Annotated in this window: 15 protein-coding genes; 11 read left to right on the top strand and 4 right to left on the bottom strand. The window is 37.8% G+C overall.

Annotated features, from left to right (window positions below; all coding sequences use genetic code 11):
* A partial coding sequence (locus ABD000_RS04150) for a hypothetical protein (RefSeq protein ID WP_343764234.1) occupies window positions 1-317 on the top strand: 317 nt, incomplete at its 5' end.
* A 109-nt stretch (window positions 318-426) separates the two neighbouring features.
* On the opposite strand, the gene ABD000_RS04145 is transcribed toward ABD000_RS04150, so the two are convergent.
* Entirely contained in the window at window positions 427-1,197 is a 771-nt protein-coding gene (locus ABD000_RS04145) for a DUF6503 family protein (protein WP_343764231.1), read from the bottom strand.
* 71 nt (window positions 1,198-1,268) lie between these two features.
* On the opposite strand from ABD000_RS04145, the gene smpB reads away from it, so the two are divergent.
* Together smpB and ABD000_RS04135 are read left to right on the top strand one after the other, a co-directional pair.
* A complete protein-coding gene (smpB, locus tag ABD000_RS04140) occupies window positions 1,269-1,730 on the top strand; it encodes an SsrA-binding protein SmpB (protein WP_343764227.1) in 462 nt (153 codons plus the stop codon).
* 24 nt (window positions 1,731-1,754) lie between these two features.
* A complete protein-coding gene (locus ABD000_RS04135; RefSeq protein WP_343764224.1) occupies window positions 1,755-4,232 on the top strand; it encodes a DUF5686 and carboxypeptidase regulatory-like domain-containing protein in 2,478 nt (825 codons plus the stop codon).
* Between the two features lies 1 nt (window position 4,233).
* Here the strand turns inward: ABD000_RS04135 and ABD000_RS04130 are convergent, their stop codons facing one another.
* Window positions 4,234-5,529, bottom strand: a complete 1,296-nt coding sequence (locus tag ABD000_RS04130) for a T9SS type A sorting domain-containing protein (RefSeq protein ID WP_343764221.1) — start codon at window positions 5,527-5,529, stop codon at window positions 4,234-4,236.
* Window positions 5,530-5,727: 198 nt separating this feature from the next.
* Window positions 5,728-6,369: a protein-L-isoaspartate(D-aspartate) O-methyltransferase gene (locus ABD000_RS04125; protein WP_343764218.1), complete on the bottom strand. Its 642-nt coding sequence runs from the start codon at window positions 6,367-6,369 to the stop codon at window positions 5,728-5,730.
* Window positions 6,370-6,458: 89 nt separating this feature from the next.
* Between ABD000_RS04125 and ABD000_RS04120 the strand changes: the two genes are divergently transcribed.
* The 8 genes from ABD000_RS04120 to miaA all read left to right on the top strand — a co-directional run bounded on the left by ABD000_RS04120 (window position 6,459) and on the right by miaA (window position 14,451).
* Window positions 6,459-7,433: a Gfo/Idh/MocA family protein gene (locus tag ABD000_RS04120; protein ID WP_343764216.1), complete on the top strand. Its 975-nt coding sequence runs from the start codon at window positions 6,459-6,461 to the stop codon at window positions 7,431-7,433.
* 47 nt (window positions 7,434-7,480) lie between these two features.
* Window positions 7,481-8,371, top strand: coding sequence for a 3-hydroxybutyryl-CoA dehydrogenase (locus ABD000_RS04115; protein WP_343764213.1), 891 nt, complete (start codon window positions 7,481-7,483; stop codon window positions 8,369-8,371).
* Window positions 8,372-8,564: 193 nt separating this feature from the next.
* The gene (locus tag ABD000_RS04110) at window positions 8,565-9,803 is read left to right on the top strand and encodes a DUF1015 domain-containing protein (RefSeq protein WP_343764211.1); all 1,239 of its coding nucleotides are present in this window, start codon (window positions 8,565-8,567) and stop codon (window positions 9,801-9,803) included.
* Between the two features lie 9 nt (window positions 9,804-9,812).
* On the top strand, window positions 9,813-10,460 hold the full coding sequence (locus ABD000_RS04105; protein WP_343764206.1) for a YggS family pyridoxal phosphate-dependent enzyme: 648 nt from the start codon (window positions 9,813-9,815) through the stop codon (window positions 10,458-10,460).
* Between the two features lie 154 nt (window positions 10,461-10,614).
* The gene (locus ABD000_RS04100; protein WP_343764203.1) at window positions 10,615-11,976 is read left to right on the top strand and encodes an exonuclease domain-containing protein; all 1,362 of its coding nucleotides are present in this window, start codon (window positions 10,615-10,617) and stop codon (window positions 11,974-11,976) included.
* Window positions 11,973-12,638: an HAD family hydrolase gene (locus ABD000_RS04095; RefSeq protein WP_343764200.1), complete on the top strand. Its 666-nt coding sequence runs from the start codon at window positions 11,973-11,975 to the stop codon at window positions 12,636-12,638. Before ABD000_RS04100 ends, ABD000_RS04095 begins: the two co-directional genes overlap by 4 nt.
* A 48-nt stretch (window positions 12,639-12,686) precedes the next feature.
* The gene (locus ABD000_RS04090; protein WP_425545346.1) at window positions 12,687-13,529 is read left to right on the top strand and encodes an ion transporter; all 843 of its coding nucleotides are present in this window, start codon (window positions 12,687-12,689) and stop codon (window positions 13,527-13,529) included.
* Window positions 13,522-14,451 carry a tRNA (adenosine(37)-N6)-dimethylallyltransferase MiaA gene (gene miaA / locus ABD000_RS04085; protein ID WP_343764195.1) on the top strand — a complete coding sequence of 310 codons (930 nt, stop codon included), beginning with the start codon at window positions 13,522-13,524 and terminating at the stop codon, window positions 14,449-14,451. Before ABD000_RS04090 ends, miaA begins: the two co-directional genes overlap by 8 nt.
* A 14-nt stretch (window positions 14,452-14,465) precedes the next feature.
* Here the strand turns inward: miaA and ABD000_RS04080 are convergent, their stop codons facing one another.
* Complete coding sequence (locus tag ABD000_RS04080; protein WP_343764193.1) at window positions 14,466-15,182, bottom strand: response regulator transcription factor; 717 nt, start codon at window positions 15,180-15,182, stop codon at window positions 14,466-14,468.
* Between the last annotated feature and the right edge of the window lie 2 nt (window positions 15,183-15,184).

Raw genomic sequence — 15,184 nt, 5'->3', positions numbered from 1 at the left:
CAAACTTCTCTCCCATCATCTCTGAGGTAGCCTCTGTATCTGCCTATAAAGATTATGATGATAATTCATTCTTTTACTTAGTAGAGGGATTTAAAAATGATACTCCTACTACCTTTATGCTTAAGATTGATGAGCAGGATTATGTAAACCAAACCTATACCTACATCGACTTCTCTAACATAACTATCAACGATAATACCCAATTCTGTACCACAAGAGGTGCGAGCAGTAAGTTCTTACCTGCTAAAGAATGTTCTCCCCAAGATAATACATTAGCTAAAATCTGTGCAGTGTTTCAAGATGGAAACTGCTTGTAAGAAATGACGCCGATAGGCACGTGGACTTAACCTATACATAGGAATTGGGATTAAAAAACCTCCGCTTGATGCGGAGGTTTTTTGTTGTACCATTTTTTGAGCAATGATGCTAACAAGTAGTACAAAGTTCAACTTCTATATTATTGGCCTCTATATCGCTCACTTTTACCAATTCACCTGCACTAAATAGGCTATCTAAGTCTGTTAGAGGTGTGGTTTTGTCTTTAGGTTTGAGATTGTGATAGTCCACAAATCTAAACCCTTTAATGATTCTTGGATTATAGGCTTCTCTAAAACGTATTCCGCCGTCGTTTACATCAAATGAATATGCCAGATAATCTACTGTGAATTCATTTTTTTCAATCCAATATATAAACTTATCATGAAAATCAGTTCCGCCGCCTTTTTCATCAAAGGTGACACTTATCTCGTAATATGACTTCCCGTTTATTTGGGCTTCTCCTGCCAATTTTTTATTCACCGCGTTGGCATTTAATCCATAAGGAATTCGAACAAAATAATGAACTGAGTTCACCGCGTCTGCGTAATTTTGCCGTAAAGAATCTGGCACCATGATCTCTTTTCCGTTGATCAAACGCTTGAATCCGTTATTGGATAAAATATCTCTTGTAACTACAGAATCTTCGGTTATACGATCAAGTTCATAAATTCCTTCATTGCGGGTATGCTTGTAACGATTTCCTCTAAAGCTAAATGATACGACTGCCTTTCCGCAGGAATCACCACAGGCTTTATAGATCGCTTTATCTACTATTTCTTGAGCTGTTAATTTTTGTTGAGGAGTGTTGCGACAGGAAAAAACTAATGCTATTAAAATCAGGACGACAGAACCAAATAAATTTGAGGTTGATTTTTTCATCCCGCAAAAATACTTTAAAATATAATTAAATATAGGACAAGCTTTCATTACTAATTTTACATTTGCGTTACATGAGTAAGAATACTGTAAAAATTTTAAATAAAAAGGCGAAATTTGAATACGAACTGCTGGAGAAGTATGTCGCAGGGATTCAACTAGCCGGAACTGAAATAAAATCCATCAGAGCAGGAAAGGCAAGCATTACCGAAAGCTTTTGCGAATTTTCAAACGGTGAATTATTCGTAATCAATATGACCGTACAAGAATATTCTCACGCTACGCACTTTAATCATAACCCAAAGCAAAGTAGAAAACTTTTACTCACTAAAAAGGAACTAAAGAAACTTTACAAAGAAGTAAATGCAACGGGGCTTACCATTATTCCTCTCAAATTATTCATTAATGAACGTGGTTTGGCAAAGATGCAAATTGCTTTGGCTAAGGGTAAAAAACTATTTGATAAACGTGAGGTGATAAAAGATCGGGATAATAAACGTAACTTAGATCGAATAAAAAAAGCATATCGTAGTTAGCTACCCAAACACCAGCATTATTCTATGAGAGCATTGTGCCTCTTTCTTTTTGTATTTCTTTATATAACTATTGATGCTCAAGTTACAGGTAGAGTAACTGATAAAAATAATGAACCCTTACCTTTTGTTAATGTTTATCTAAAAGATTCATACCGCGGAACGACCACGAACGAAAACGGTTATTTTGAACTGGAACTTCCTACAAATGGTACATTCACCATCACGTTTCAATACCTGGGTTTTCAAACCCAACAAAAAGAAGTTTCCTACCTTAGTGAAAACGTAGATATAAACATCACCCTGAAGGCAGAAAGTACTACTCTCCAAACAGTTTTAATAGATAGCGAGGATAATCCTGCTAATGCTATTATTAGAAGCGCTATTGCGGACAGGAAAAAAAATAAACAAAAAATTGACGCTTATACAGCAGACTTTTACTCCAGAGGACTTTGGAGAATTAAAAATGCCCCTGAAAAAATCCTAGGTCAGGATTTGGGCGACCTGGGTGGTGGACTCGACTCTACCCGAAGCGGAATCGTTTATCTATCTGAAACAGTTTCGAAAATAAAATTCAAGGCCCCAGATAAGTTCAACGAACGTATTATAGCCTCAAAAATCAGCGGTAATGATAATGGGGTTAGTTTTAACAGCGCACAAGAAGCAAATTTTTCGTTTTACAATAGTACGATCGACATCAATGCGCAGCTCATTTCTCCTATTGCCGGTAATGCTTTTAGCTATTACACTTATGAACTGGAAGGAGTTTTTTATGATGAGCGTGGAAATCTAATTAACAAAATTAAGGTTAACCCTAAGCGGGACGATGATGTAGTATTTAAGGGAACCATCTATATTGTAGAAGATACCTGGCAAATTTATGGTGTTGAATTAAAAACTACCGGAAAATCAATTCAGGTACCTATCATTGAAGAGCTATCGTTTAAACAGAGTTTTAATTTTTCTGATCAGGATAGTATTTGGGTCAAAACCTCGCAAGCAATTGACTTTAGCTGGGCGTTCTTAAAAACAAAAGGGGATGGTAGATTTACCGCCGTATACACAAATTATAATTTCACCCCAGATTTTGATAAGAATAGTTTTTCGCAAGAAATCTTATCGTTTGATATCAAAGCCAATCAACTGGATTCTACGTATTGGGCAAAGAAACGACCGGTTCCTCTTACGATAGAAGAACAAGAGGATTATTTCCAAAAGGATAGCTTACAAACGATCAGAAAATCAAAACCTTATCTTGATTCCATTGACGGCGTAAAAAATAAAATCAAAATCACCTCACCCCTTTTTGGGTACGATTGGCAAAACTCTTCAAGAAATATCAGAGCAGGTTTTACCTCCCCCTTATTTGTAAGTTTTAATACAGTGCAGGGGTTCAACTCATCTACCGAACTATATTTCACTAAAGATTTAGAAGAAGAACAAGGTCGTAAGTACTGGAGATTATTCAGTAATTTGAATTATGGCATTTCTGATGATCGCTTTAGAATGGAAGGTGGTATTGATATAAAATTCAATAATTTCTCTAAACCCTTTTTAAGAATTTCTGGCGGAAGCCGAGTAGAAAGTATAAACCAAACCGATCCTATCACTAAATTTGGAAATACTGTATCTACCTTATTTTTTCAAAGTAATTTCCTGAAGCTCTACGGAAGACAATACGTTGAGGCTCTCTTCTTTAGGGATATCGCAAATGGTGTGAGACTAGGTGGTAGAGTAAGCTTTGAAGAGCGAGTTCCTCTCTTTAATACAACAGATTTTGTTGTTTTTCCCAGTGCATCAAATAACTATACTTCTAATAATCCATTACGCAGGAATAGTCCAGGTGTTCCATCATTTGAAGCCCATACGATTACGAAGTTATTCTTTTCAACCCGGATTAATTTTGACCAGAAATACTACTCCTACCCAGATGGGAAATATAATGTGAGTTCAGAAAAGTTTCCTCAACTAACACTAACCTATGAGGGCGGCATTGGAGCCTCAGTACGTGACTATAATTTTGGCCAAATTAATGGTAGATTGATTCAACAATTTGATATACGAAATAAAGGACGGTTTGGATATCACCTCAAGGCAGGTACCTTTATCAATGCGAACGATATTGCTTACGTGGATTTTCAACATTTTTGGGGAAATCAAACACGTATAGGGCGCACACCCAATTACCTCAATCAGTTTAATTTATTACCCTACTATAAGCTAAGTACCAATGGCTCTTATGCTGAATTTCATACTGAACATGATTTTAAAGGGTATATCTTAAACAAAATTCCCTGGGTTAGCAGTCTCAATCTAAGCCTGGTTGGTGGTGCACATGTTCTTTATACTGAAAATAACAAACCCTACAGCGAGTATTCCATAGGATTAGATAATATAGGATTTGGAAAATTTAGATTCTTACGCCTTGATTATTTTTGGCCTTACTTTGATGGCTGGAAAAGCAGTAATTTCATCATCGGTATAAAATTTGTGCCAGACTTATAGTCTATTGTTTTAAGAGTTTAATCGTCTTGGTTGTGCCGGCCTGCTGAAGAGTTAGAAAATATACTCCGCTACTTAAATTATCTGTTGCTAATTCTTGAGATTGCACTAATCTTCCGGTCATTATACTATTTCCCAGTACATCTCTCAACGTATAATCCAGACTTTCTTTAGTGTTAATACGAAGCTGATCTATAAAGGGATTTGGAGAAACAGAATAGGAGTTAGCTTCTGCTGAATTTACACTCAGCGTATTACAGCCGGGATTTGTTGTATCTTCAATATTTAATACGCCATCAATAACATACCATTTTTCCCAGCTTCCGCCTTGAGCGGTTTCCTTATCAAATAAATCAAAATAATTATTTCCATCAGTCGTGCCGGGAACTTTATACACTTGCAATGCTTCAGTATTTAAATCCCATGTTAGCGAAGTATTTGGTTCACAAATTTCTGGCCCAAAATCGGTCGAACAGGTTGGTTGGATAAAATAAGCATAGTCGTCAAACTCAGGAAAGTTACCATAGACATATGCTCTTCCGTCTTCATTAATGCAAACAGCGGTATATTCTTCTGCTGCGATACCGAAAAAACGTTGGTTGTCTTCTTTGGTAAACCGGGCGATAAATCCGGTATGTCTTCCCTTTCTTTCCGGACTGTCATCGGCATCAGGCCTATCGTAATGCGTATCTGTAATCGTATTTTCCAAGAATGGGACTTCTAAAAAATCTGTATTTAAAGAAACTTTATCATCATAAGGATCTGCGAGGACTTCGGCAGAAGTTGCCGTGCCATTTTGTGCGTCAAAAAGATGCGATCCCATAATGGCCATCCCCGCACTGGTACCCCCAATCACTCCCCCTTTTACATTGATGTGTTCGTTCAAGATATCCTCTACAATAGAGTCTTTAAAATAGGTGATGTAATTGTATTGATTCCCACCAGCGAACCAAATAGCTTCTGCATTAGAAATTTGCTGCAATACGTAAGGATCGGTTGCACCATCAAGCGCATTAATGACCAATGTTTCAACAGAGTTTATGGTGACGCCTAAATCATTAAAAAAGTAGTCATTGTACCCATCACCTCCATTAGCTCTTAATACCACTACATCTCCCCCATTCGCCCGCTCCAGGAACCAGGCCATGGCTTCATCATTTTCGGTAGCGCCGCCCATGAGGCAGACTCCAAAGGTGGGTTGCGGAGAGGCATCTACAGTATCTCCTGTAAAGTAACTTGTGTATGATTGAGCGCTTAGTAAATTATAGAACAGTACAACTCCTATCCAAATCTTATTCATTCTTCTGTTTTCGTTCTTGATGAATAATAGTAAACAATAAAATTATAAAAATTCCAAAGAAAACGTAGCTTTTGTAGTTTTCTTGTGTACTAAGATCACTAAAATTCATACCGTAGAGCCCGTAGACTAAAAAAAGGGTCGCTACAAATCCTAGAGCTTTTGGGCTTATTTTCATAAATGAAAGGCGTGTATTTTAAATTAATTCTTATCCTCCAGTAAGGGCACAAATCTAAACTCGCCCAGTTCCTGTCGATCAAACGATGAGGTAGAGGTTCTTACATATAAGGTCATGACTTGCACTTCTTCTCCTACGGGAATGACCATTCTACCACCAACCGCTAACTGACTTAAAAGCGCTTTGGGCACAACCGGAGCCCCCGCAGTAACGATGATCTTATCAAAAGGAGCATGCTTAGGTAAACCCAGGTATCCATCGCCAAACGTGAGGTATTTGGGGCGATACCCATACCTGGACAAAAAGGACTTGGTTTTTTTAAATAACTCGTGCTGGCGTTCAATGCTGTATACCTTTGCTCCTAACTCGCATAAGACCGCAGTTTGGTATCCACTACCCGTTCCTATTTCTAATACCTTTTCGCCGGGCTCTAACTCCAGTAATTCAGTTTGAAAGGCGACCGTGTAGGGTTGTGAGATCGTTTGATCTGCCGCGATAGGAAACGCCTTATCCTGATATGCAAAATCTTCAAAACTACTTTCTAAAAATAAGTGGCGCGGTACGGTATTGATGGCATCCAGCACCGCCGTAGAGGTAATCCCCTTTTCTTTTAATAAGCATACCAGTTGTCTGCGTTTTCCCTGGTGTTTTGGAAGGTCTCTCAAGGCAGTAATTTTTGATAAAAATAAGGATAATGATGTGATTGATCCCACAAAGTTTGCTGATAAAATGTAAATTTGCTAAAAATCACATTATGCTCAACGCGGGAGTCATTGGCGCCGGTCATTTAGGAAAAATTCACCTTAGATTACTTCACGAATCAACCCACTATACCCTAAAAGGATTTTACGATAGCGATAAAGAAAACGCTAAAAAGGTTGCCGAAGAATTTGGATATCATTTGTTCGATTCGGCTGAAGAGCTTATCCAAGCTGTTGATATGGTCGATGTGGTTACCCCCACCACCTATCATTTTGAAACTGCCAAAAAAGTGATTCAGGCCGGGAAACATATTTTTATTGAAAAACCCATTACGAATACGACACAAGAGGCAGAAGAGTTGATCTCACTGGCTAAAAAACACGGCGTGAAAGGTCAAGTGGGTCATGTAGAGCGTTTTAATCCCGCCTTTCAAGCGGTTGGGAATAAAATTAGTGAACCCATGTTTATTGAGGCGCATAGATTGGCAGAATTTAATCCACGGGGAACCGACGTGCCTGTGGTACTCGATCTAATGATTCACGACATTGATGTCATTCTTAGTGTGGTTGATTCAGCGGTTAAAGCGGTTCATGCCAGCGGAGTTTCAGTGATAAGCGACACCCCAGATATTGCGAATGCGCGTATTGAATTTGAAAATGGTTGTGTGGCTAATTTGACTGCCAGTAGGATTTCACTTAAAAAAATGCGCAAAGCGCGCTTCTTTCAGCGAGATGCGTACATTTCTGTCGACTTTTTAGAAAAGGCTTGTGAGGTCGTGCGAATGAAGGACGCTCCTACTGATCCCGGGGAATTTGATATGATCCTTCAAAATGCCGAAGGCCTTAAAAAACAGATCTATTTTGACAATCCTAAGGTAGAAGCGAATAATGCTATTTTAGACGAGTTGAACGCTTTCGCGGAAGCAATTAAAAATGATACTACGCCAATTGTTACCTTAGCACAAGGTGCTGAAGCGCTGGATGTTGCCAAACAGATTATTGCACAGTTTAAAACTAAAAAAATATAAGTTGGAATCCGGGATTCCGAAAGATTCTAAGAAAAATATACTAACATATGAAAAACATTGCCGTTATAGGAGCAGGAACCATGGGCAACGGGATTGCCCACACCTTTGCTCAAAACGATTTTAAAGTCCAATTGATTGATGTCTCTCAAGATGCGCTTGACCGCGGACTTGCTACCATTACCAAAAACTTGGATCGCATGGTAGCCAAAGAAAAGATTACGGAGAGCGACAAACAACAAACGCTGGATAACATAACCACGTACACCGCTATTACCGAAGGGGTAGAATATGCTAGCTTAGTGATTGAAGCCGCGACAGAGAATATGGAAATCAAAAAGAAAATCTTCAATCAGTTAGATCAAGACTGTCCTGAAGATACGATTTTAGCGACCAATACTTCTTCTATCTCTATTACCCAATTAGCAGCAGCTACCTCTAGACCAGAGATGGTAATTGGGATGCATTTTATGAATCCGGTACCCATCATGAAACTGGTAGAAATCATCAATGGCTATAACACCAGTCAAGAAGTGACTGATACTGTGGTTGAGCTTTCTAAAAAATTAGGGAAGATTCCTACAGCGGTAAATGACTACCCTGGGTTTGTCGCCAATAGAATCTTAATGCCGATGATTAATGAAGCCATCGAAACCCTGTACAACGCGGTTGCCGGTGTTCAAGAAATTGATACTGTGATGAAACTGGGGATGGCGCATCCCATGGGGCCTTTGCAGTTAGCAGATTTTATAGGACTTGATGTTTGCCTCTCAATTTTGAATGTGTTGTACGATGGATTTAAAAATCCTAAGTATGCACCATGTCCTTTATTAGTCAATATGGTTGCTGCAGGTAAGATGGGCGTAAAATCTGGTGAAGGTTTTTATGATTACAGCGAAAACAAAAAAGCCGAGAAAGTAGCCGGGCAGTTTATAAAATAAGTACGAGGTTAGAGGTACGAAATAGGAAATATTTAATTTGAAATGCAAAATTCAAATGAATATGCTAAGTACACCATAAATAACACCTAATTCCTATTCCCTTATGCCTCATTCCTATTGCCCTTCAATCAAACTAGATATTAATAAGCAATACAACAACACAGATCAAAACCTAAAACCTTAAACCAACTTCTTGGCAAAAATAATTCCATTTAAAGCAGTACGATCCACCCGGGATAAAGTAAGCCTAATTGCATCTCGCTCTTACGAAAGTTATTCGGTTAAAGAGCGAAACGCAAGAATGAAGGCTAATCCCTTTTCTTTTTTACACATTTTAAACCCGGGATATAAATACCACAAGAGAATTTCGGGTAAAAAGAGATTTGGTTTGGTAAAGAATAGATACGAAGAATTTAAGGAAGATGGATATTTCTTTCAGGATCAAAAACCCTGTTATTATGTTCATAAAATCGTAGATCGTAATGGACAAGTCTTCTGCGGAATCATAGCTGCGGCAAGTGCCAAAGACTACGAGAATGATGTCATCAAGAAGCATGAAGATACTATAGCCGCGCGTGAAGAATTATTTAAGGACTATCTCCTCACAGTAGGATTTAATGCAGAAGCCGTCCTCCTTACCTACCCTGATAATGCCAACATTTCTATCATTATCGAGAAAAAAATGGGTGAACGCGCAGAGTATGAGTTCACCACAACGTTTAAAGACACGCATCTACTATGGGTCATTGATCAAAAACAAGATCTTGAAGCTATCCAACACGAATTTGAGGCTATGGATGCGATATACATTGCAGATGGACATCACCGATCCTCTTCATCATATTTATTGACACAAGAAAGACACAAACAAAATGATTCGCACACCGGTGATGAAGCGTATAATTTCTTTATGAGCTACATTATTCCGGAGTCCCATTTAAAAATTCACGAATTTTTCAGGCTGATTACAGACCTAAATGGCCTGAGTAAAGAAGAATTTCTCATCGCGTTAGATGAACACTTTAGGATAGAAAATAGAGAAACTACTGAGTATGTTCCTTCTAAAAAACATCATTTTAATATGTATCTGGATGGTGAGTTTTATTCCCTTTACCTAAGAAAAGCTCAATACACCTTTGAAAATGCTTTAGATCAATTGGATGCTCAGATTTTATATAAAACAGTACTCGCACCAATATTAGGCATTCAAGATCTTCGCAATAGCGACCGAATTGACTATGTGGAAGGAAAAAAAGGAGCAGCCTATATCAAAGGCTTGGTCGATGAGAAAAAATACGCGGTAGGTTTTGGTATGCTGCCCGTCACAGTAGAAGAATTGAAGCAAGTGGCGGATCAGGGACTTAAAATGCCCCCTAAAAGTACCTACATTGAGCCTAAATTACGTAGTGCAATTACGATTTACGAATTTTAAGTCCTAGCCATGAGTATTTCAGAACATATAAAAAAGTACCATGAGATTTTACCAGATTCGGTGATCTTGGTAGCCGTGTCAAAAACCAAACCTGTAAGCGACTTACAGGAAGCATATGATGCGGGTCAGCGTGATTTTGGGGAGAATAAGATTCAGGAAATGACCGAAAAACAGGAGCAGCTCCCACAAGACATTAAGTGGCACATGATCGGTCATGTTCAAACCAATAAAGTAAAATATATGGCGCCCTACGTTTCACTCATTCATGCGGTGGATCGCCTAAAACTGGTGAAAGAAATTAACCGTCAGGCGGAAAATAATAATCGTACGATTAATATCTTGCTTCAGGTCAAAATTGCACAAGAAGAGACGAAATTCGGGATGCCGTTAGACCAAGCGGAAAATTTTCTGCAAAACAATACGATCGCCAATTATCCAAATGTTCGACTCAAAGGACTTATGGGAATGGCTTCCTTCACTGAAAATAAGGAGCAGATCGCAGAAGAATTTAGAAGTATTAAAAAACTGTACGATAGGTTTTACACTAAATATGAATTTGATACTCTTTCAACGGGCATGAGCGGTGATTATAGCATCGCGATAAAACATGGCAGTACGATGGTACGGATTGGAAGCGCTATTTTTGGTAGTAGGTAGTAGATAGTAGGTAGTAGGTAATAGGTAGTAGGTAGTAGGTAGTAGGTAGAAAGTAGAGACTTAAGATTTAAAGTAAAACAACTACATACTAATTAATCCATAGCTAGTAACATATAATCCAATAACGAGTAACTCAATAACGAATAACAAAAAATTGTACGCAATACTTGACATAGAAACCACCGGAGGAAAATACAATGAAGAAGGTATTACAGAAATTGCGATATACAGATTCAATGGTCATGAGGTAATCGATCAATTCATTAGCCTGGTCAATCCAGAACGTCCCATCCAACAATTTGTAGTAGGACTTACAGGAATCAATAATGACATGTTGCGTAATGCTCCCAAATTTTACGAGGTCGCTAAACGTATAGTAGAAATAACACAAGACTGCGTGATTGTTGCTCATAATGCAAAGTTTGATTATCGCATTTTGTCGACTGAGTTTAATCGTTTGGGCTATCCGTTTGAACGCAAAACGCTGTGTACAGTAGAACTCTCTAAAAAACTTATCCCAGATATGCCCTCGTACAGTTTAGGGAAACTAGTGAGAAGTCTGGGTATTCCTATTTCAGACCGGCATAGAGCCAATGGAGATGCGTTAGCTACTGTAAAACTTTTTAAACTCTTACTGAGTAAAGATACCGATAAAGAGATCATTAAAGCTACCGTTAGAACCACGCCTAAAAATAATATGGATGCAAAGCTCATTCGAATTATAGAAGAACTCCCATCCATTACGGGAGTGTATTATATGCACGATGAACACGGGGATATCTTCTATATTGGTAAAAGCAAAAACATCAAAAAAAGAATCACTCAGCATTTTACCAATGACAATCATAAGTCAAAAGAAATGCAAAAACTGGTGCATGCAGTCACCTTTGAAGCTACGGGCAATGAACTAATAGCCTTATTGAAAGAGAACGAGGAAATTAAACGCAACAAGCCGCAGTTTAATCGTGCACTAAAAAAGACGATATTTAGTCATTCCCTTCACCATAGTTTTACGGATGATGGTTATTTAAAGTTCAATATCGCCAAAGCGAATGGAAGAGACAACGCCATTACTACGTTTTCCAGCTACTTATCGGGTAAAAGCTTTTTAGAGCGTATTACTGAAGAATACAACCTATGTCAAAAATATACAAGCTTAGACAAAAGTACGGGCAGCTGTTTTAACCATTCCATTAAAGAATGTGAAGGTGCTTGCATGGGTGAAGAAAGTGCGGAAGAGTATAACAAGAGAGCACAGCAGGTTATTGAGCGCTATAGTTATCACAATAAAAACATGTTACTCATTGATCGCGGTAGAGAAGTTGATGAAAAGTCAGCGTTATTAATTGAAGAAGGTACATTTAAAGGTATTGGCTACTTCAATTTAAATTATCAGGTGAATAACCCTCAAATCATGAAGACACTCATTACTCCCATGGAGGAAAATAGAGATGCAAAACATATCATTCAGGGCTATTTACGCCGAAATAACCGAATAAAAATTATAGAGTTTTGAGCAAACTTAAAGCAATCCTTTTTGATATGGATGGGGTGATTGTCGATACAGAACCTCTGCACCAAAAAGCATATCACCGTATGTTTGGCGAAGTAGGTATTCAAGTATCTAACGAACTTTATCGAAGCTTTACCGGCCAATCTACCCTTAATATTTGCAAACAGTTATGTGATCGCTATGAGTTAGCGCAAGCTCCTGAGGAATTAGTTGACATTAAACGAAAATATTTTAAGCTCATCTTTACAAAAGATGATGACCTTCAATTATTAGATGGTGTTTTGTCTCTAATCCAAGACTATAAAGCCAACGGTTTAACACTCATTGTAGCTTCCTCTGCCTCTATGCCTAATATTAATAGAGTATTTGACAGGTTTGACCTTAACCGCTATTTTTCAGGTAAATTAAGCGGAGCTGATTTAAAAGAATCTAAACCGCACCCTGAAATTTTTATTAAAGCGGCTCAAGCTGCTAATGCCAATAAAAATGAATGTGTTGTCATAGAAGATTCAACTAATGGAATTAAAGCAGCCCATGCTGCAGGAATCTTTTGTGTAGGATACGATAGTAAACATTCTACAGGACAGGATTATAGTTTAGCTAACATTGTTGCAAATGACTATGAGCAGATTAGGTATAATCAATTAATGCGTCACTTCATCTAATGATAAACGAAATCCAAAATAATTGTACTTTTAGCAAAAAGCAAATCTTTGAGCTCTAATAGCACACCAGCAAAATGGCGTAGAAAATTGCATGATATCATTTATGAGGCAGATACGCCCATGGGCAAACTGTTTGATGTAATTTTATTGATACTTATCTTAGTTAGTATCGTTATTGTGATGCTGGAAAGTATCCCCAAACTCAATGAAAAATATGCCGATACATTTTATTTACTGGAATGGATTATCACAGGACTATTTACAATAGAATATATCGCCAGGATCATTTCGATTAAAAAACCAACTAAATACATTTTTAGCTTTTATGGTATTATTGATTTACTATCAGTACTCCCACTCTACTTATCCTTTTTTATTGCGGGCTCAAGCGCTCTTCTTACGGTAAGATCACTGCGATTATTACGTATTTTTAGAATTTTAAAAGTATCCCGTTACTTAGGTGCAGGTAATTATTTAAAAAAAGCAATTAGCGATAGTCGGGAGAAAATTGCAGTATTTTTATTTGCAGTGCTCATGATGTGCATAATTTCAGGAACGTTAATGTATATTATTGAAGGTGAAGAAAGTGGTTTTGTAAGTATTCCTGTTGGGATTTACTGGAGTATTGTAACACTCACCACAGTAGGATTTGGTGATATCGCACCGGTTACACCTCTGGGCCAATTTATTGCAGCAGTGATCATGATCATGGGGTATGGTATTATCGCCGTTCCCACCGGAATTGTCACTTCAGAATACTCAAAGAATTTGAATTCTAAAGAGAATAAGGTTATTTTAAATACGATAGCCTGTTACAATTGTAATGCAAAAAAGCATCAGGATGATGCTAAATTCTGTCACAATTGTGGTGAACCCTTAAGAGATGACTAATTCGCTCCTTATCGTTGTGGGACCTACTGCCATTGGCAAAACCGGCTTGGGAATTGCCTTGGCAGAAGCGTTCAATGCTGAAGTAGTCTCAGCCGATTCACGGCAATTCTTTAAAGATATGAGCATTGGTACTGCTGTACCAACATCACTTGAACTGGCGCAGGTTAAACATCACTTTATTCAGCATATTTCAATTCATGAGCCCTACTCTGTTGGCGATTTTGAGCGGGATGCTATAAAAAAACTAGACCTTCTCTTTGAAAAGAATCCAATACAGTGTATGGTTGGCGGTAGCGTATTATACGTAAAAGCTGTTTTAGAAGGACTAGATCACTTTCCTAAAGTAGATGCTTCGGTAAGGGAACAATTGAAAGAGGAATTTGAATCAAATGGATTGCTTCCGCTGCAGCGGAAATTAAAACAATTTGATCCTGTTTCCGCAGAAAAAATAGATATTCAAAATCCACAACGGGTCATACGCGCATTAGAGGTTAGTATTGGATCGGGTCAGCCGTATTCTTCATTTTTAAAGGATCAGTCTGTACCCAGAAATTTTCAGCCTTTTAAAATTGGATTAACAGCAAAACGTTCGATTATATATGAACGTATTAATCGGCGTGTAGATACTATGATGGAAAATGGTTTATTGGCTGAAGCAGAAGCTTTATATCCACTAAAAAGATTAAATGCCTTAAATACCGTGGGCTATAAAGAATTATTTACATTTTTCGATGGAGATTGTACACTCCCCGAAGCGGTTGAAGAAATCAAAAAAAACACCCGCAGATTTGCTAAGCGACAGCTCACCTGGTACAGAAAAGATGAGTCAGTACATTGGTATGATTATACGACTCCGCATGAAGAAATTATTAAAGAAATCAAGAAGAAATTCCTCCCACACCAAGCAGGAGGATTATCTTGAAAACTGAAATCTAATTACGCCTTATCCACATCTTTAACGACAAGTCTAAAACCTTCACCATGAATGTTTAGAATCTCTACAGAGTCGTCTTTCTTAAGGTACTTACGCAATTTAGCAATATATACATCCATACTGCGTGAGGTAAAATAATTATCATCACGCCATATTTTAGTCAACGCCAATTCTCTGGGCATTAAATCATTTTCATGTAATGCTAAAAGACGTAAAAGATCATTTTCTTTTGGTGAAAGTTTGATTGGCTCCTCCCCTTCAAAGGTTAAGAATCTTAGCTTAGAGTTAAGGTGAAAATTACCTACATTGAACTCAAATTGCTTGCTATCTGCAATACTATCAGTTGCTTTACGCTGCATGATCGCTTTTATCTTGGCTAAAAGCACTTCGCTGTCAAAAGGTTTATTGAGATAATCGTCTGCTCCAACTTTGTATCCCTTTAGCACATCTTCTTTCATCGCTTTTGCCGTTAGAAAGATGATAGGCACCTCTTCATTTTTTTCTCTAATTTCTTTTGCCAAGGTGAATCCATCCTTATAGGGCATCATAACATCCAAAATCACAAGATTGTAATCATCTTTTTTGAATTTTTCAAATCCTTCCATCCCATTTTTTGCGTGCGTTACCGCATACTCATGCATGGATAAGTAATCTTTTAAAACGATCCCAAAGTTTGGGTCATCTTCTACCAATAAAATCTTTTTTTGTTCAGTTTCCATAT

Origin of the sequence: Gangjinia marincola, from assembly GCF_039523415.1 — a bacterium.
GTDB lineage: Bacteria > Bacteroidota > Bacteroidia > Flavobacteriales > Flavobacteriaceae > Gangjinia > Gangjinia marincola.
This window is presented reverse-complemented; position numbering and strand designations above follow the sequence as displayed.